The organism is Terriglobus albidus (assembly GCF_008000815.1).
GTDB classification, from domain to species: Bacteria; Acidobacteriota; Terriglobia; order Terriglobales; family Acidobacteriaceae; genus Terriglobus; species Terriglobus albidus_A.
In genome coordinates this window covers 2,533,945-2,552,827 of sequence record NZ_CP042806.1, presented here as the reverse complement: position 1 = coordinate 2,552,827, position 18,883 = coordinate 2,533,945, and the positions used below count along the sequence as shown (strand labels likewise).

Annotated in this window: 15 protein-coding genes; 9 read left to right on the top strand and 6 right to left on the bottom strand. The window is 58.5% G+C overall.

What is annotated here, in order from left to right:
• Positions 1-195: 195 nt before the first annotated feature.
• The gene (locus tag FTW19_RS10160; protein WP_147647517.1) at positions 196-1,536 is read right to left on the bottom strand and encodes a DegT/DnrJ/EryC1/StrS family aminotransferase; all 1,341 of its coding nucleotides are present in this window, start codon (positions 1,534-1,536) and stop codon (positions 196-198) included.
• A 150-nt stretch (positions 1,537-1,686) separates the two neighbouring features.
• Between FTW19_RS10160 and FTW19_RS10155 the strand changes: the two genes are divergently transcribed.
• Entirely contained in the window at positions 1,687-2,979 is a 1,293-nt protein-coding gene (locus FTW19_RS10155) for an ROK family transcriptional regulator (RefSeq protein ID WP_187143405.1), read from the top strand.
• Here FTW19_RS10155 and FTW19_RS10150 read toward each other — a convergent pair.
• Positions 2,939-3,904 (bottom strand): sugar phosphate isomerase/epimerase family protein, encoded by a 966-nt coding sequence (locus tag FTW19_RS10150; RefSeq protein WP_147647515.1) that lies wholly within the window; start codon positions 3,902-3,904, stop codon positions 2,939-2,941. The two genes, FTW19_RS10155 and FTW19_RS10150, sit on opposite strands and share 41 nt — an antisense overlap.
• 194 nt (positions 3,905-4,098) lie before the next feature.
• Between FTW19_RS10150 and FTW19_RS10145 the strand changes: the two genes are divergently transcribed.
• Together FTW19_RS10145 and FTW19_RS10140 are read left to right on the top strand one after the other, a co-directional pair.
• The gene (locus FTW19_RS10145) at positions 4,099-5,301 is read left to right on the top strand and encodes a Gfo/Idh/MocA family protein (RefSeq protein ID WP_222705562.1); all 1,203 of its coding nucleotides are present in this window, start codon (positions 4,099-4,101) and stop codon (positions 5,299-5,301) included.
• A 36-nt stretch (positions 5,302-5,337) separates the two neighbouring features.
• The gene (locus tag FTW19_RS10140) at positions 5,338-6,534 is read left to right on the top strand and encodes a nucleoside permease (protein ID WP_147647514.1); all 1,197 of its coding nucleotides are present in this window, start codon (positions 5,338-5,340) and stop codon (positions 6,532-6,534) included.
• Between the two features lie 68 nt (positions 6,535-6,602).
• On the opposite strand, the gene FTW19_RS10135 is transcribed toward FTW19_RS10140, so the two are convergent.
• The 4 genes from FTW19_RS10135 to FTW19_RS10120 all read right to left on the bottom strand — a co-directional run bounded on the left by FTW19_RS10135 (position 6,603) and on the right by FTW19_RS10120 (position 11,100).
• A complete protein-coding gene (locus FTW19_RS10135) occupies positions 6,603-7,589 on the bottom strand; it encodes a sugar phosphate isomerase/epimerase family protein (protein WP_147647513.1) in 987 nt (328 codons plus the stop codon).
• A gap of 202 nt (positions 7,590-7,791) precedes the next feature.
• The gene (locus tag FTW19_RS10130) at positions 7,792-9,480 is read right to left on the bottom strand and encodes an acido-empty-quinoprotein group A (RefSeq protein WP_147647512.1); all 1,689 of its coding nucleotides are present in this window, start codon (positions 9,478-9,480) and stop codon (positions 7,792-7,794) included.
• Between the two features lie 11 nt (positions 9,481-9,491).
• Positions 9,492-10,427, bottom strand: a complete 936-nt coding sequence (locus FTW19_RS10125) for a c-type cytochrome (RefSeq protein WP_147647511.1) — start codon at positions 10,425-10,427, stop codon at positions 9,492-9,494.
• A gap of 379 nt (positions 10,428-10,806) precedes the next feature.
• Positions 10,807-11,100 carry a hypothetical protein gene (locus tag FTW19_RS10120; protein WP_147647510.1) on the bottom strand — a complete coding sequence of 98 codons (294 nt, stop codon included), beginning with the start codon at positions 11,098-11,100 and terminating at the stop codon, positions 10,807-10,809.
• Positions 11,101-11,269: 169 nt separating this feature from the next.
• Between FTW19_RS10120 and FTW19_RS10115 the strand changes: the two genes are divergently transcribed.
• From FTW19_RS10115 to FTW19_RS10090, 6 genes are all read left to right on the top strand, one after another.
• Positions 11,270-12,874, top strand: a complete 1,605-nt coding sequence (locus FTW19_RS10115; RefSeq protein ID WP_147647509.1) for a methyl-accepting chemotaxis protein — start codon at positions 11,270-11,272, stop codon at positions 12,872-12,874.
• Positions 12,875-12,955: 81 nt separating this feature from the next.
• Positions 12,956-13,450, top strand: a complete 495-nt coding sequence (locus FTW19_RS10110; protein ID WP_147647508.1) for a chemotaxis protein CheW — start codon at positions 12,956-12,958, stop codon at positions 13,448-13,450.
• 37 nt (positions 13,451-13,487) lie between these two features.
• Complete coding sequence (locus tag FTW19_RS10105; RefSeq protein ID WP_246153664.1) at positions 13,488-15,788, top strand: chemotaxis protein CheA; 2,301 nt, start codon at positions 13,488-13,490, stop codon at positions 15,786-15,788.
• Complete coding sequence (locus FTW19_RS10100; RefSeq protein ID WP_147647507.1) at positions 15,785-16,636, top strand: CheR family methyltransferase; 852 nt, start codon at positions 15,785-15,787, stop codon at positions 16,634-16,636. Before FTW19_RS10105 ends, FTW19_RS10100 begins: the two co-directional genes overlap by 4 nt.
• Before the next feature lie 7 nt (positions 16,637-16,643).
• Positions 16,644-17,795, top strand: coding sequence for a protein-glutamate methylesterase/protein-glutamine glutaminase (locus FTW19_RS10095; RefSeq protein ID WP_147647506.1), 1,152 nt, complete (start codon positions 16,644-16,646; stop codon positions 17,793-17,795).
• 327 nt (positions 17,796-18,122) lie between these two features.
• A complete protein-coding gene (locus FTW19_RS10090; protein WP_147647505.1) occupies positions 18,123-18,875 on the top strand; it encodes a gluconate 2-dehydrogenase subunit 3 family protein in 753 nt (250 codons plus the stop codon).
• Positions 18,876-18,883 lie beyond the last annotated feature (8 nt).

Below are 18,883 nucleotides of genomic sequence, written 5' to 3'. Positions count from 1 at the left end.
TTAAACAAGACATTCGCACCTGCGGTGCGAACGGCTCCGCCTACCGCAACGGCTGGTTCAGGAGATTCGGACTCCATTGTCAACGAGACTGAACGCGTTGCGGCTTATAGACCTGCGACTGCCAAGTTTTTGAGCACTGCCCAGCTACACAGTCATCCCGATCGTTCAGAAACCTTTATGCGAACAGAGGAGCGACTAGCCGCAGGGGCTGGTCAGGTACTCTCTCTGATCGAGGCGGCTTGTCATGGAGGTCACCGGGCCCAGCACAGCATCCATCGCTTGATGGAACGATTCGATGATGTCTTCTTCATCCTGCGTCGTCAGGCAGGACGGAATCACGAGCAATTGGGTACGTTCAAAGAGATCGTCCGATGCAGGACACGCACCTCGCTCGTAGCTGTAGACCGAGTTCTGGTTTTCGGCCAGCGTCCAGGGAAAACCGTGCTTGCCGGTCCCGATCTTCTGCACCAGCGAGGGGATGTTGTAGTAAACATGCATGCCGTAGTTGGCCAGCAGGATATTGCTGGTGTCGGGCGACTTCGTGGTGATGCCGTGCAGCCGCATCAGGCGGTTGATCTCTCTCGCTGTATCCCGATGCGGGAAGATCGTCAGCAGGAAGCAACTGGTGTCGCCTGCCGGATCGATACGGCGGCGAAACGCGATCTGCTGGCGCGGATAGAGGGACTCAAGGATGCGGCTCTTACTGTGCCGCATGCGTTCGATCGTCGTCTCCACCTTCCGCAACTGCACCCGCAAGACGGCGGCACGCAGCTCGTCCATGCGGACGCCGCGGCCCCAGCCATAGGAGGTGGCGTCATCCATCTGCAGCTCATCGGTATCGCTGCGCGAGTAGCCCGAGTCCTGTATGGCCACCACCCGGCGATAGAGATGTTCGTCATTGGTCACGACCGCGCCGGCTTCGCCGACCGTCATGTTCTTATTTAACTGAAAGCTGAAGATAGCGACGTCGCCGAAGGTACCGACACGACGGCCGGCAACCGTGGCGCCGACACACTGAGCACAGTCCTCCAGCAGGAACACGCTGTGTCGGCGGGCAATCGCCGCCAGCCGCGGGATGTTCACCGCACATCCGTTCATGTGAACCGCGATAATGCCTGCCGTACGCGGGTTGATCTTACGCTCCACATCGGCAGGATCCAGGCCGAAGGTCTCGTCGATCTCAGCGAGTACGGGAATCGCTCCGAGATTCACGACCGCTGCAACTACCGAGACCCACATATATGCGGGAATGATGACCTCGTCACCCGGTCCGACCTGCAGTGCGCAAAGCGCGGTATGTAAGGCCGAGGTTCCACTGGTTACTGCAACGGCGTGCCGCGCTCCGATAAACCGGGCAAACTCTGCCTCAAACGCAGAGACCTCATGTTGAGGATTTACGCCGTAGTAGCGATAGAGAGACTTGCTTCGGACAACCCGGACGGCCGCCTCAACCTCGTCCTCATCCATGGAATGGACACCCGGATACTCATCCGGCAGAGGCCGTGTTCGGATCGGCTTTTCAGGATCGCGGATCATGCGGCGGAAGCTCTCCTGCGCGCTGCTTCGAGTGGCGCAATTTGCGTATACGAAGTTGTAAGCCCCTTTACCAGCCCCCGTCAATTGGATTCCCACAGGCTTATACTTGCCATCGCGAAGGGAGATTCCTTCGCTTATGATGGTCACGATATGTCGCGCACCGGGAATGACAAAGAACGTGTCTCGAGCAGAAGACAGACAGAACTGGCTGTCCTGCAACTGATCCAGCGCGAACCCGCCATCTCCCGTGTCGAACTGGCGCACCGCCTGGGTTTGAGCACCGCCAATATCACCGGCGTCGTGGGTGCGCTCGTTGAAAAAAACTTTCTCGTGGAAGAGATGTCCGCGGCCAAAGTCGTCGGGCGCAGGCGCATCTCGCTCACCATGCATCCCGATCTCGGCAACGTGGTCGGCGTCGATATCGGAACCTTCAATCTTCGCATTGCCGTTACCGACCTGAACGGCAAGCTGCTCGGCTACAGAGAAGAGGCAACGGAGATGTGGCGAGGCCGCGAAGCTGTGCTCAGCCGCTGCTTTCAGCTCATCGATGAGACGCTGGCTTCCTCCAGCATTCCAGTCAGCAAGGTTCTCGGTATTGGTGTTGCCTTCTCCGGCGTGATCGATGTCGCCGAGGGCATGGTGCTTTCCTACCCAAGGCTGGGGCACGCGGAACAGTGGAAGAATGTGCCGCTGAAGAAGCTGGTAGAAGATTACTTCGGTATTCCCTGCCTGCTGGAAGACAGCGCGCGTGCCGTTGCAACGACAGAACGGTTTCTGGGCGCGGGGCAGAACTTTCAGGACTTCGTCTATGTCGATGCCGGCATGGGTATCGGCGCCTCCATCTTTATCGGCGGCAGCATCTATCGCGGCTTCAACGGCAGCGCCGGCGAGTTCGGGCACATGACCGTCGATGAGAACGGGCCGCTCTGCCTGTGCGGCAACAACGGCTGCCTGGAGGCGATGGCCTCGTCTGCAACCATCATTGAATCAGTCCGCAGAGCCCTAAGCAAAGGAGTCATCTCCAAGACGCTGGAGATGGCCAACAACCAAATGGACCGGATCAGTATCGAGATCATCGCCAGAGCTGCTGAGGAGAATGACAGTCTCGCCTACCGCGTCCTCTCCGAGGCGGCATCGCATATCGGCGCATCAGCGGCTGACCTGGTAAACCTGCTGAACCCCGAAGCGATCATCTTCGGCGGCGCGCTCTTCCGTGCCGCTCCCGTGCTGCTTCTGGACCAGATTCGCCGTGTCGTCCGTCAGCGCGCCATGGAAAAGTCAGTCAACGATGTTCAGTTGCTTTCCTCACCGCTGGGCACCAATGCCGGAGCAGTCGGCGCAGCGCGCCTGACGGCGGCTGCCATGATCGACACCATCCATCACCGCCGCGGTGCAGAGGCAGCTATACCCACCATGCCTCAACCGGCGGTTCCTGCAGGATGACACGCGACAGGGTCGCGACTGCAGCTCCCAGACCTTCGCGGATCGAGGCCAGCGCATCCTCGTGCTCGATGCTGATGACGTGGTCGTAACCGGCGAGCCGCAACGCTGACGCGATGCGCTTCCACTCAAGCTCGTCATGCCCCCAGCCCACGCTGCGGAAGAGCCATGAGCGATCCTGCATGCGGGTATAGCTCTTTGCGTCCAGAACACCCGTGCGAGCCACATTGCTCGTGTTCAACGCGACATCTTTCGCGTGCACATGAAAGATGGCCTCTCCGAGATAAGCGATAGCCGCGGGGAGATCAATTCCCTGCCAGTAAAAGTGACTTGGGTCCAGGTTGATACCGATGGACTTCCCTGCCTCGGCTCGCAGCTGCATGGCGGTCTCAGGGTTGTAGACACAGAAACCGGGATGCGCTTCGATCGCCATTCCAATGCCGTGATCGGCTGCGAATGCCCCGGCATCTTTCCAGTAAGGGATCAGCCGCTGCTCCCACTGCCACGCCAGCATATCGCTGTACTCCGGCGGCCAGGGAGTGGTGATCCAGTTCGGGCGCGTCTCTTCCGGCCCCCCTCCTGGGCAGCCGGAGAAGGTCACTACCGCCCGAACACCTAACTTTTCCGCCAGCCGGACTGTCTTCCGGAAGACAGTGTCGTAATCCTTAGCAATCGTCTGATCCGGGTGAACGGGATTTCCGTGGCACGAGAGTGCGCTGATCACCAGCCCGGCATCTTCGATCTGGCGCTTGAACGTTGTCGCAGCGTCTGCAGACTGCAAACAGGCATCGAGATCGATGTGATTGCTTCCCGGCCAGCCGCCTGTACCAACCTCAATCGCCGTGATCTGCGGATAGCGTTTCAGCTCGGTCAGCATCTCTGCCAGACTCAGTTTTGCAAAGACGGGATCGAAGACACCAAGTCGCATTCCATTTACCCCTCGCCGCAATACTATCGCGTTCAAAATCGGCTATGACAGCGCCACATATTTTGATAATTAACAATTGTCCACAAAGAATCGGGATTCATTCGATGTATTCGTTTTATCTTTGACAAACCTGTGCACGCCTAGGCAGGATTTATGGCAGTCGTACCGCTGCCGGAACCGAGGAAAAGCTGCTGATGTCATCACAACCGAAACGCCTCTCCATGGGACTGGTAGGGCCTGGCTTCATTGCACCGCACCATATTGACGCAGTTCGCCGCCTCGGAGACGTGGATGTCGTCGCAATCGCCGGCTCCAATGCAGGCTCGGCACGGAAGAAAGCGGATCTGCTCCACATCGAGACCTCCTATGGCGACTATCGCGAGCTGATCGCGCGGCCGGATATCGATGTGATTCATAACACGACCCCCAACCATCTGCACTTCCCGGTCAGTCTTGCAGCTCTGGAGGCAGGCAAGCACGTCATCTCGGACAAGCCGCTGGCGATGACCTCGAACGAGGCCTCCACGCTGCGTGCGGCAGCCGATGCCGCTGGTGTAGTGAATGCCGTCACTTTTAACTATCGCGGCAATCCCCTGGTGCAACAGGCACGCTTGATGGTGGAGCAGGACAAGCTTGGACGAGTCTTCTTCGTCCACGGCCAATATCTGCAGGATTGGATGGCAGACGATCACGTCTATTCCTGGCGATCCGATCCGTCCAAGGGAGGCGTGAGCTCCGCGCTTGCCGACATCGGCTCGCACTGGTGCGATCTTGCACAGCATGTCTCAGGTGCACGCATCATCGAAGTATTGGCAGACATGACGACCGTAGTGAAGACCCGCTATACCGGCGGCGCCTCCGCTGAGGCGTTCTCACAGAACCAGACGGGCGAACGGCATCCAGTTACCGTTAACGGCGAAGATCTCGCATCCGTGTTGGTCCGCTTCGATAACGGAGCGCGCGGATGCTTTACGGTGGCTCAGGTATTACCCGGCCATAAAAACGGGCTGCAGCTTGAGGTCAATGGCCGTTCTTCCTCCCTCCGCTGGCTGCAGGAAGAACAAAATGAGCTCTGGATCGGTCACTATAACCGGCCGAACGAGATTCTGAAGAAAGACCCCAGCCTGATGCTTCCGGGTGCAGCCGGCTATGCCTCGCTGCCTGGTGGACACCAGGAGGGCTGGCCCGACGCCTTCCGCAACATCATTGCGGATATTTATCAGTGGATCCGAACCGGTGAGCGGCCGGCGACCGTCTGTACCTTTGCGGATGCCGAGTACCTCAGCCACGTTCTCGACGCTATGCTGGCAAGCCACGAAGCTGGTAGCGTGTGGAAGCAGGTCCAATTGCCTGCGGTTGCGGGCGAAACCAACACGGCGTCCCTGGCCGCACAATAAAACAATTCAAACTGATTCCGGAGAGACGACTTCCCGATGAACATGCAGATGCGGTTCCGGCTGAGCGCCATGATGTTTTTGGAGTTTTTCATCTGGGGTTCCTGGTATGTGACAGTAACAACCTGGGTTAGCCAGACGCTCCACTTTAATGGCGTACAGACTGGAATGGTTGCCGGTACAACGGCCATCGGTGCCGTACTGTCACCCTTTCTCGCAGGTTGGGTGGCCGACAACCTAATGGCCGCCGAAAAGATGCTGGCTCTGTTGCACCTGATTGGAGCCGGTCTGATGTATGCGGCGTCGCTGCAGACGAGCTTCGCTCCCCTGTACGGGCTGGTGCTTGCATACTCCATCCTCTACATGCCGACCCTTGGCTTGGTCAACGCGATTGCCTTCCGCCAGATGGACCATCCGAAGTCTGAGTTTGCCCCGATCCGCGTGCTGGGAACCATCGGCTGGATCTGCGCGGGACTCCTGGTAAGCTACGGATTCCACGGCGACGCGACGGCGCTTCCGCTCAAGCTGGCGGCAGGCGGCTCGATCGTAATGGCGGTGTATTCGCTGCTCCTGCCCAATACGCCTCCACAGGCCACAGAGAGCTTCAAGGTGAGCAATCTGTTTCCAGTCGAAGTGCGACGGATGTTCAGCGATCGCAGCTTCCTGGTATTTGCTCTGGCGTCGTTTTTGATCTGCATTCCGCTGCAGTTCTATTACGCCTTCACCAATCCCTTTCTGAACCAGATCGGTGTGGCGAATGCCGCAGGCAAGATGACGTTCGGCCAGATGTCGGAGATGGGATGCATGCTGCTCATCCCCTGGTTCTTCCGCCGGCTTGGTGTGAAGTGGATGCTGATCGCGGGTATTTCAGCATGGGTACTGCGGTATGTCTTCTTTGCCTATGGAAATCCGCAAGCGGGCGTCTGGATGCTCTTGCTTGGCATCCTGCTGCACGGCATCTGCTACGACTTTTTCTTCGTAACGGGTCAGATCTACACCGATCACAAGGCGCCGGCGGCCTACCGCAGCGCGGCTCAGGGACTGATCACCCTGATCACCTACGGAGTGGGCATGCTGCTCGGCTCGTGGCTTTCAGGCGTGGTCGTCGACAAGTTCGCCTCTCCGGACGGGGGACACGCATGGACCTCCATCTGGCTGGTTGCGGCCTCCATCGCCGCGGCGGTGCTGGTGTTCTTCTTCTTCGCCTTCAACGAAGAGAATGGCGCTGAAGCCTGAGTTCGTGGAGTAAGCAATAGAAAGCCCGCGGCAGTTGCCGCGGGCTTTCTTGTTGTTAGAGGCGAATACTAAGCCAGTGCAGCTTTGGCATACGCCAGGCACTTCCCGACTTCCTTCACTGAGTCCGAATCGGCTGGGATTGGGTATTCCACCTCGATCGTCGCCGGGAACTTGTAGCCTTCTTTCTTCATCAACTGCAGCACCTCTTTGAGCGGGGTGTCACCCTCACCCCAGGGCGTGTTCGCCTCGCCATGTTCCTTACTCTTGCGGTCCTTCAAGTGCATGCTGGTGATGCGGTCGTGGTGTTTCTTCACGAATTCAATCTGGTCTTTGTTACCGGCAGCCGTGTAGTGGCCGAGGTCAAGATTGATGCCGTTGTAGGGAGACTGCGCACAGGCTTCATCCCACGTAGTGGGCAACGCCTGCAGGTGCGCGTGATAGCCGATCATCATCTTATGCTTCGCTCCGAACTCGCCGATGCGCTTGGTCAGCTCCGGCTGGCCGTCGGGCATCTCCATGGTGACGTGGTTCGCTCCGCAGGCCTTGGCTGCGTTGAAGACGTAGTCGAACTCCGCATCGGGCATTCTCATGGTGAGGCCGGCCTTGAAGGCATAGATCCAGACACCGGCATCGGCATAGATCTTGCGCAGCTCTTCATACTTCGAGATCGGCATGGTCGTGCGCCACTTCGTCAGAGCTTCGTTGTACTCGGCCATCTCTGGCCGGGGACCTGAGGGACGAGGCGCACCGGCCGCGGGTGGCGGACCTGCGGGGCGCTGCATCATCGGGCGCTTGGGAGCTCCGGCCCACTCCTCCTGAATCGTCTCCAGCTCGCAGGCGTTGATGCCGTTCTCAACCATGTACTTCAGGTCATCCAGCACACCATGCTGCGGCATCTGCCGGTAGCTGTAGCTAATGACACCAATCTGCACTCCGTTGAACTTCGAGTTGGGCTTCGTGGCTGCAAACAAACGAGCGGGGTTGGCTGCCACAGCCGCTGCTACCGGCAGGCTTGAGATTGCGAGTTTGCCGAATTCACGTCTTGAATACCGCATGCGTCACTCCTTAGGGCTAAAGACTTCGTTGAGCCAGAGGAAAGGACCGCGACAGAACGAAGCGGCCCTTCCAGATTTCCAAACCATTTTTCCTGTTGCTGGGTATCCCGAAGAGGAGGGCAGCGGCGTTTTCATTGCGGAAAACGCCTATAAATGCGGAAGCCCTACTCCACACCTACAGGAAAAATGTTCCAATCGCCTCTTACTGCAGGCGGAAGGCATATACCGTATCGCCGCCGGCAACAAGGACATACTGATGACCATCGAGCATGTAGGTCTCCGGAGCATTGGTTGTGGAGATGCGTGTATGCCAAAGCGCCTTGCCGGTAGCTGCATCATGCGCAACAAAGTTGCCGCGTGCATCCGAAGCAAAGAGCAGGCCTCCTGCAGTTGTCAGCAAACCGTTGAGCCCACCACCTCCCCCGGTAACACCGGGATAGCGATGCTTCCAGGCAGGCTTGCCGGTCTTCGGGTCCATTGCTACCAGGTAGCTTCCCAGCGAGCCGACACTCAGCTCGTCTTTGCCGCCGAGTCCCATGGCTCCGCGAGGGTCGGTGGTGGCGAGGTAGTACATCGCATAGCTCTCCTGTGCGTGTGCATAGAAATAGCCGGTCTGCGGACTGTACGCCGGCGGCGGCCAGTTCACGATGCCACCGTTGGCTGGAGAGACCAGAGCTCCACCAAGGTCAAAGTCCTTGGCCGGGTCGCGGTCGGGAGCGCCGTTCTTGTCGAGAGTGTCCTTCGCCCAGTTTGGAGAGTCGACAAGCTTGCTGGTCAGCAGATGCTCGCCGGTCACTCGATCGAGCACGAAGAAGTAGCCGTTGCGGGCCGCCGTGATAGCCAGCTTGCGCATCTTGCCACCGAACATGGCGTCGGTCAGCACCGGTGTTTGAGTGGAGTCGAAGTCATGCGTGTCATGTGGAGATGTCTGGTAGTACCAGGCCATCTTGCCGGTCTCAACGTTCAACGCCACCAGTGAGCAGGTATAGAGATTCGCACCAGGCCCGCGAAGCTGCGACGTGTAGGCGGCGGTCGGATTACCCGTGCCAAAGATGTAGAGGTGGGTCTCCGGATCGTATGATCCAGGCACCCACACATTGCCTCCGCCGTGCGAAGCTGCGTCCAGGTTCTTCCACGTATCGAGCCCCGGATCGCCTTCCTTCATTGGAACGGCGTACCACTTCCACTCCACGTCGCCTGTCTCCGGGTTGAAAGACTGCAACAGGCCGGGCTCATCGAGGTCGTTGCCGGTACCGACCAGCAGGTGATCTCCAACAACGATCGGCGACATGGTGGAAAAGTACTGCAGATCGAAGGAGGCGATCTCCTTGTGCCAGATCTCCTTACCCGTGGTTGCGTTCAGAGCCACAAGGAAGTTGTCCGGGGTCTCAAAGAAGAGGCGGTCGTGCCACATGCCCACGCCACGGTTGCCGATGTGCGTACCGCCGCGTGTCTTCCACAGGTAGTGCCACAGCTCATGACCATCGTAGGCGTCGAGCGCCCACACATTGTCCGGCGTAGTGACATACAACACCCCATTCACCTGCAGGATGGCGCCCTTCACGCTACCCATCTGGGCCTCGATCGTACCGACACCACCTACGGTCGTCGGAGGCGCCGGAGGAGCGAACGAGAATGGACCAGCGCTTGGTGGGGCCGAACCAGCGCTCAGGCGCTGTGCCCATGCCAGGGTGAGGCCATGAACGTTCGAGGCGTTGATGTCTTTCAGAGAGCTGAAGCGGCGGCCACTGTAGTCGCCAGAGTAGGTCAGCCAGGTATCGGGCTTGGGGTTCAGGATATCGGCGGGGTCCAGCCACGCCTTCTGCGCCATGGCAGGAGCCACGGTCATGGCCGCCACTGCAATTGCTGCAAACGTTCTTAGTACGCGCATCCTTGTCCCCTTTATTTCAGCGTCACCAGATAGGCGGTAATGTCGTGGATCTCTTTGTCCTTGATAGTGCGGAACATCGCACGATGGGCGGCAAGAGGATCGTGGATCTCGACCTTCGGAAGATCGTTGTCCCGCAGGAAGCGGTGTGCAACGCCATCCTCGGTCGAGACCTGGACGTAGAAATCGTCAATGGCATCGAGCTTGCCGGTAATAGGCGTTCCCTTTGGCGGAGTCACGGTTGCTGTAACCGGCGGTACCTTCAGAGGTACGGAAGGACCGGCAGGAGCTCCTGGGAAGCGGCCTGCAGGCATCCCCGGCAGCAACCAGGCCTGCTGCATCGCGCGGGGTTCGGAGTACTTTGCAGCGAACCCGGAAAGGTCGCCGGTCACGGAATGACACGATCCGCAGAGATGGGTGAATGTATCTTTGCCGGTATTCGCGTCGCCCACCACGATGTTGATCTTTTCGGTGATGACGGCGCGGCTGCTGACCTTCAGGCTATGCAGCCAGGCGGCAACGTCAGCAACCTGCGCATCGGTCAGATCTATCTTGGGCATGCCGCGGTCGACACGGGCTCCGTGCACAATGGGAGCGATCAGTTCGCCCTTCTGATCCTGCAGCACAATCTCAGAACGCAAGAGGTTGGGGCCGACGGATCCACCGCCTGCATCCGATCCATGGCAAAAGGCACAGTTCACACCGAAAGTGGCCTTGCCGCGATCGAGCACTTCCTGTGACGCCTTCTCCCGGTCGGGATAGGCCACCAGGCCACCACGGTTTCTGGCTCCCTGAGCAGGCGGCTCAGCCTGCCCGCCGTGCTCGCCGCTCGGCACCTGCTGAGCAGATACATGAAGATTGCCGGTACACAGCCAAACCGATAAAGACACTGCCGCGGCAAAACCGCCAACCAGTGCGCTTCGGCGAAGTTTCGAGTTGAAGATCGTCATTGGCCAAACCTTGTCGTGATGTAAATAGATCTCCGCCAAGACATCATTCCGACTGTCCTGCCGCCGAGAGAGCTCATTCCAAGAGTGTCCCGAAGACGCATCAAAAAAGCATGATTCGGAGCGCGTTCTTTTATAAATGACCTAATCGATGATTGGGAAGATCAAACTCCCGCCCTATCGACGCATGAAAGGCCAAAATAGACGCATTGGTTTCTAAAAAGAACGGCAGTAACGACAGATTTTTGAAGAAGAGTGCTCTAGCAGGTGGAAACAGTGGCCATTAATCTCATTTTTGAAATATGTTCGACCGGACCCCCCCCCTGCGATTGCTGCGCAGGAGGGGTTATGGTGTCGAACGAACGGTGGCGGAATGAAAGCGTTAGAACGCTCCCTCGATTGCGCGTCCCTGGGTCGCATCGGCGGGAAAGACCACTGTTACCTTCGACGTCCACGACTGAGAGATCTCTGAGAAGGCCGGACGATTGCCTCCCAGCGCGACGAGTCCGCTGGCAATATCACGAGACGTTTTGGACAGAGCGGTGCGGGGACCAGTAATGGAGCGGCTGTGCCACGACGTCAGCATCGTGCCCGCGACCATAACCAGGAGAACCCACGCAAAGATGAGGAGCACCGACGCGAACAATGCAGCATGTCTTCTGAGAGCGACCTGCATATTGCGGACCTCACTGCAGCTATCGGCTCCCGGAAAACCGGCGATAGGTGGAAAACCGGTGAATTAATGGCATCGAATCGCTTCAAGATACTGCACGCGATGCCGATGAGGAGTTCTGAGAACGCTGGATGCGCTCAATTGTTGAACCCAGCGGAACGGAGCCACCAACGTGAACCTGCAACGCTATACCGTCAAACAGAAACTTCTTATCTCATACGGGACCATGATGATTCTTCTGGTCCTGCTGGGCGGACTCGCCGTTTACGAGATTAGTGGTCTCGGCGAGTTGACGTGGGAACTCGGCATCAAGGACGCGACCAAGATGTATAACGCCGGCATGGCGAATGGTCATTCGACTGAGATGCTCGCCGCCAGCCGCAGAATCGCGGTCAAAGAGTCGATCGGTGATGCGGAAGGCGTGAGCCGGGCCATCGATGAGTACACCGCGTACGAGAAAAAGATGCGCGAGGACATCGCCACCATTCTGAAGCAGGGTGTCTCAGCAGAAGGCCGCCCGACGCTGGAGGCCGCCACCACCAAGCTGGATATGGCGGCACAGTTGTTCCCGCACTACCTTGAGCTGATTCGTTCTCACCAGGTCAAAGAAGCCTCGCAGTTTGCAGAGAGCCAACTTGAACCTGCCCTTCTTGATGTCGATGCAGCCGGTTCGAAGATGCTGGAGCGCCAAAAGGTCGTGATGGGCAAAGCGAATACCAAGGCAGAAGATGCAATCACATTCGCACGCTGGCTCATCGGCACCTTGCTCACCCTTGGAGCCGTCTCCGGAGTTCTGATCGCATTTATCGTCCGCTTACTGGACCGCCAGTTGCGCCACGCTGTACGCGAGCTTTCAGTCGGTTCCGATCAGGTAACGGAGGCATCGGCCCAGGTTGCCACCTCGAGCCAGAATCTGGCGAAGGACACCTCTGAGCAGGCCGCAATGATCGAAGAGACCTCAGCTTCGGCAGAGGAGATCAACTCCATGGCCCGCCGCAATGCGGAGAACTCGGATCACTCTACAGCCCTGGTCTCTGAAGCGGTTCGCCATAGTGACGATGCCAATCATGCCGTCGCACAGTGCGTGGAAGCCATGGATGCACTGAGCCAGTCCAGCGAACAGATCGCCAAGATCATCGGAGTGATCGATAAGATCGCCTTCCAGACCAACATTCTGGCGCTGAACGCCGCGGTCGAAGCCGCGCGTGCCGGTGAAGCCGGTATGGGATTCGCCGTCGTCGCCGAAGAGGTTCGCAATCTGGCTCAACGTTGCGCTCAGGCGGCACAGGAGACCTCGGTCCTAATCAAGAATTCCGTCGACAACACCGCCGCAGGCCGTGAGCGGATGACCACCCTGGTTGACTCGGGCCGCAAGGTGCATGAGGTCTTTGGTCGCATCAAGGTCATGATCGATGAGATCCGCATGAGCAGCCAGGAGCAGGGCAAGGGGATTGACCAGATCAGCCGCGCCATCGGCCGCATGGAGAGTGGAACCCAGAAGAACGCAGCCAATGCAGAAGAAAGCGCGGCCGCGGCACAGGAACTGAATGCCCAATCCGATGCGTTGCGTGGAGTCGCGACGGGTCTGGCGCGCATGACCGGTGTCCCTGTACGTGGCCACTCGCAAAAGGCAGTTGTGACGCCTGTGCTCAAGCCCGTCAAAGCTCCAGTGCTACGTCCGGCGATTGCAAAAGCTCCAGCGGTGAATACCTTCGTTCCACAACGTCTTGCACCGGCCGCGGCCAGCAATATCGACGCTAACTTTACAGACTTCTAGTTCGACCCGGTGAGAGTGGCTCATCCCTGAGCCACTTTCCGCCGATACATCAACTATCTGGATCTATCTCAGGAGTAATACATGGCAATCAAGAACAACAACCAGGCGAAGCAGGTGGCGGATACATCACGCAAACACCTTATCTTCTCGCTCGGCGACGAGGAGTTTGGCATTCAGGTCCTGAACATCAAGGAGATTATCCAGATGCAGGAGATCACCGCCGTTCCCAAGACCGCGGTCTACGTCAAAGGCGTCATCAACCTGCGCGGCCAGGTGATTCCGGTACTTGATCTGTCGGCTCGCTTCAATCTTCCTCAGCGTCAGTACACGCCCCATACCTGCATCGTGGTCGTTCGGCTGGCCACATCGATGGGCGAACGGCTGATTGGCGCCGTAGCTGACGGAGTGAGCGAAGTGCTGTCCATCTCAGAAGAGGACATCGAACCCAGCCCGGACTTCGGCAATGGAGCCTCAGTTCCCTATCTGCTTGGCATGGCGAAGGTACGCGGAAAAGTAAAGCTGCTGCTCGACACCGACAAGGTCTTCTATATCGAAGCCTCGCAGGAAATCAACTAAGCAAGACACTACAGCCCCTCTTTCAGGTATTAGACGCATGAGTGCCACGAAAAATACTGCACCGGTTGCCGACCAGCTTGCTGCGCGGCTCGACGAGCTGGCAACGCTCTGGATGGTCGATGGACCAGGTTCTCTGACCGAACAGCGCCTTATCCAATTGGCGGCGCTCGCACAAAAAGATCCTGCGTTTGCAGAGATCGCAAAACGCGCGAACGCACTGGCCAATGACCGCTCAAAGGGCAAGATGGTCGCCGACGAGCCCTTCACCGCGTTCCAGCGTCTGATGCGCGGTGAAGCAGAACCGGTCGTCCAGGCGCCGGCGCCCGCACCTGCGGCAGCTGCCGCGCAGACCGCGACCGCTGTTGCCGTGGAAGAAGAACCGATGGAAGAGGATGAAGTCGCCTTCGACGACGATCCTGAGATGCTTGCCGGCTTCGTCACCGAATCGCAGGAGCATCTGGCCGCCATCGAAGAACAGATCCTGGCGCTGGAGCGTGATCCGTCCCAGTTGCCCGCGGTCCATGCCGTCTTCCGTGCCTTCCACACCATCAAGGGCCTGGCGGGTTTCCTTGGCCTGAAGGGTGTTCAGGGCGTGGCTCACGAGGTTGAAACGCTGCTGGATCATGCACGCAACAGCCGCGTTCAGATCAGCGTCGAGATCGTCGATCTCGTCCTGGAGAGCTCAGAGTATCTGCAGGCCGAAGTCAACCGTATCAATGGCGCCCTGAATGGAGCTGATCCCGGCAAGGCGAAGAACAACCGCGCCCTGCTGCGCACCATTGCCACCGTCACTCAACGAGCACTTGATGGTGAACCCGCGGCCGTTGAACAGGCTGCACTGGTAGCCACACCTGCACCTGCTCCAGTGAAGGAAGAAGTACCTGCCCCCGCACCGAAGGTAGAGACACCGGCTGCTGCGTCTGTAGCCACTCCCGTAGCCAAGGAAGAGAATCCGGTTGCTCCTGTTGCCCCTGCTGTTCCTGCTGCACTAGAGGTGGAAGCCGCTACGCCGGCTCCTGAACCCAAGGTAGAGGCCACTGCTGCTGTTGCACCGAAAGCAGAAGCCACTCCAGCCCCAGCGCCCGCACAGAAAAAGGCAGAGCCCGATTCCGCCCCCGCAATTGCGCCTCAGGCTGCTGTCAGCAAGAGCGAACCCGTCTCGGCCTCAATCCGTATCGATACCGCCAAGCTCGACCAACTTATGGACATGGTCGGCGAGATGGTGATCGCACAGTCGATCCTGAGCCACAATCCGATGTTCGCCAGCAACCGCGATGCTCGGCTTATCGGCGACCTGGCGCAACTTGCCCGCATTACCGGTGAGGTCCAGCGGCGCGCCATGAACATCCGCATGATGCCCATCGGCCCGCTCTTCCAGAAGAATGCCAAGCTGGTTCGCGATCTCTCGCGCCGGCACGGCAAACAGGTGGAATTGCTGCTCGCTGGTGAAGGCACGGAACTCGACAAGACGATCGCGGAAGAGCTCTCTGATCCGTTGCTGCACATGATCCGGAATGCGCTCGATCACGGTATCGAGACCCCGCAGGAGCGCACGGCCGCCGGCAAGAATCCGACTGCAACACTGCGTCTTTCCGCGGAACACGAGTCCGGTAAGATCGTCGTCTCCATCTCCGATGACGGGCGCGGCCTCAATCCGGACAAGATCTTCCGCAAGGCTCTGGAACGCGGCCTGGTCACCGAAGATACACAACTGACAGAAACTGAGATCTTCCAGCTCATCTTCGCACCAGGCTTCTCGACAGCGGAAAAGATTACAGATATCTCCGGCCGTGGCGTCGGCATGGATGTCGTCCGCAAACATGTGGAGAATCTTCGCGGTCAGATCCAGATTGAGTCTGAGCTCGGTAAGGGCACGACCTTCTACATCCATCTTCCGCTCACGCTGGCTATCATCGAAGGCCTTGTGATCGTGGTCGGCGACCACCGCTACATCATTCCGGTCTTCTCGGTTCGCGAGATGCTGCGCCCGACACAGGAAATGCTGGTCCGGGTGCAGGGCACGGAAGAGATGATCCTGATGCGCGGCAACCTCTACCCGCTCGTCAGACTGCATCGCCGCTTCGGTATCAAGCCTCGATCTGAAGATATCTGCCAAGGCCTGGTTGTAGTGTGCGAGGGCGCAGGACGTCAGTTCTGTCTCCACGTGGACGATCTCCTCGGGCGTCAGGAGATTGTAATCAAGAGCCTGGGCGAGACCTTCAGCGATAGCACCGGCCTGACTGGATGCGCGATTCTGGGCGATGGCCGCATCGGCCTGATCCTCGATGTTGTCCAGATCTTCAAGATGCCGAACGAACCCGGTGAGGAGGCAGCATGAGCACAGTCACCACCATCAGCAACCTGACGCTTTCACAGAAGGACTTTAATCGCTTCAGGAAACTTGCCTACGACTATTGCGGTTTGGCAATCGAAGAGGGCAAGGAAGGTCTGGTTGCCTCTCGCCTGACCAAGATCATGCGCTCGCTGAACATCGGCTCTTTCTCCGAGTACTACGAGTACGTGATCAACGATAAGTCGTCCGACGCTCTGGTGACGATGATCGATCACCTGACGACGAATTACACCAACTTCTTCCGCGAACCAAAGCACTTTGAGTTCCTCTCCAGCACTATCTTTCCAGCGCTCGCTAACCGCAGCGAGTACACGATCTGGAGTGCAGCCTGTGCCACCGGAGAAGAACCCTATTCGCTCGCCTTTGCGGCTCATGAACACTATGGCAATTCCGGGCCTACCGTAAAACTCCTGGCCACGGATATCTCAACCAAAGTGCTGGCGCGCGCGCAGGATGGGACCTACAACGAGAAGTGCTTCCAGCAGGTTCCGATGGAGGTGCTGCGCAAGTATCTGCAACGCGGCGTAGGGCCGGCTGCCGGAAACTATCGCGTCAAGCAGTTCATTCGCGAAGCGATCTCCTTCCGCCGACTGAACCTCATCAGGCAGTTTGAGTCGTTTGTCGAGAGCTATCCTCTGATCCTCTGCCGGAATGCCATGATCTACTTCGACATTCCGACGCAACAGGAACTCGTCAACCGCTTCTATGAGCATCTCGAGCCCGGCGGATACTTCTTCGTCGGACATGCCGAAAGCCTGAACAACCTGAAGCACAGATTCGAATATGTACAGCCTGCTGTCTACAAGAAGCCTGGCTCGTTGAGATCCCGGTAGGTCATCGATGAAGACATCCTCTCCGATTCGCGTCCTCATCGTGGACGACTCAGCAACCGTACGCAAGATTCTTTCCGACGCGTTGCGCAATGCCCCTGGGATTGAAGTAGTAGGCACAGCTCCGGACCCGTATGTTGCCCGCGAAAAGATCCTCGCCTTGAACCCCGACGTTCTGACTCTCGACATCGAAATGCCGAGAATGGACGGCCTCACCTTCCTGAAGAAGCTGATGGATTACAAGCCTATGCCTGTCATCATGATCAGTTCGCTGGGACAGGCTTCCGCCGCGGCAACCATGGAAGCCTTCCGCCTGGGAGCAGTCGAGGTCCTTGCGAAGCCGAATGGCCCCTACTCCGTCGGCGACCTCGCGAACTCACTTGCGGATAAGATTCGCGCCTGCGCGCAGGCGAATCCGCGTGCGTTCAAGCCATCAGCGGCAGTCATCGCAGAAGTATCGGCACCGCCGGCACCAGCGCCAGCAATCGCGCAACCAGTGGCACAACCGATCTCGTCATTTGTCCCGCCGCTTCCGTCCGGAGCCCTCCCCGGCTTTGCCTCGCGTCGGATCATCGCTATCGGATCCTCGACGGGAGGTCCCCAAACGGTCGCGAAGATCGTGAGTCAGTTCCCCGCGGACATGCCGCCGGTCCTCATCACGCAACACATGCCGGCAGGTTTCACAACACATTTTGCAGAGCGGCTGAATAAATCCTGCGCCATGGAAGTCAGAGAGGCAAAGGATGGAGACGATGTCCATCCGGGGCTGATCCTGATCGCGCCAGGAGACTTTCACATGACGCTGCAGCACACGAGTGCCGGATTGAAGGTACGCGTTGCCGGAGGCCCCCAGGTATGCTTCAGCCGTCCGTCTGTCGATGTCCTGTTCGCGTCGGTCGCCCAACTCGTGGGTGGTCCGGCATTGGGTGTACTGCTTACCGGCATGGGAACTGACGGAGCTCGAGGCATGCTGCAGATGCGGCAGACAGGGTCTGTCACGATCGCCCAGGATGAAAACACCAGCATTGTCTACGGTATGCCGAAGGAAGCCGCCCGCATCGGTGCGGCGGCGATGACACTGCCGCTTGAGAAAATTGCCGGCGAGATTCTGAGACAGATATCACAGCCCTTCGTCAGGAAAGCTGCCGCCATCGGTCGTTAGCTCCTATCGCCAACTGCTCAAGAACGATGCCCTTCCCCGGAAGGGCATCGTTCTTGCATCTGTAACGCGAACGCAAATCACGTAGGACATTTGCCGTATCGACCGTCGGCATCCGGAAATTTATCGCCGCGTTACAAGGTGAAAAAGTGGTGACAGCCAGGGCTCTAACGGTCTCCGCCAACCGCGATAATTCCTTGATTTCCTTGCGGTGGGCGCGCTCCGAATCGCTACGAACCGGTAAAGCCATCCTGTTGAAATCACTGCCGTAGTTAAGCGATCGACTGGGTAACCTTGACGGTCATCTTTGTGGCAAATAAAGTTCCTCTCATGAAGAGGCGTGATTTTGTTAAGGGGCTGGCCGCGGCAACGGCTACCGGGGCAGCGCTCGGCCAGCAAAAGCCACCACAGGCAACTACTCCTGTACCGTCCACCAGCACCGTGGATCAGGGCACGATGGCGGTCTCACCCAATGCGGCATCCAGTGCCCCGGCCCAGACCCGGATGCAGCAGATGGCGGCATTTCGTTCGCCGAACATCCCTGTAACCCTGCCGGATGTGGTCGCCAGCACCGACACGCACTACTTCACCGCCGTGCGCTATGCCACACTGGTGCACCTGTGCGAGATCCTGATGCCCGGCGGAGAGGGATATCCCACCGCTCTGCAGGCGGATACACCGCAGTTCCTGGATTTCCATATCGGTGGTTCGCCGGCGGACCGACAGGCGATGTACAACGACGGCCTGGATCGGCTGAATGCCGACTCCATGAAGAAGTTCAACGTCGCCTTCGCCAAGACAGATGCAAAGCAGGCCGACGCCATCATTCGTCCCTTCCTGAAGGCTTGGATCAACGACCACCCGCCCCGGGAGAAGCACGAGCGCTTTATTGCTTTGGCTCATCGCGACATTCGCACCGTCACGATGAATTCGCCGGCCTGGGCTACGGCTGCGGAGGCCTCCGGAGAGCGTACGCCGGGAGTTGGCCTCTACTGGGCTCCGATCGATCCCGGCATGGAGAAGTGGGTAAGCCACGGTGCACCGAAGGCAGCCGCCCCCCTCACGAAGCAGGCACATAGCTAATCAGGTTT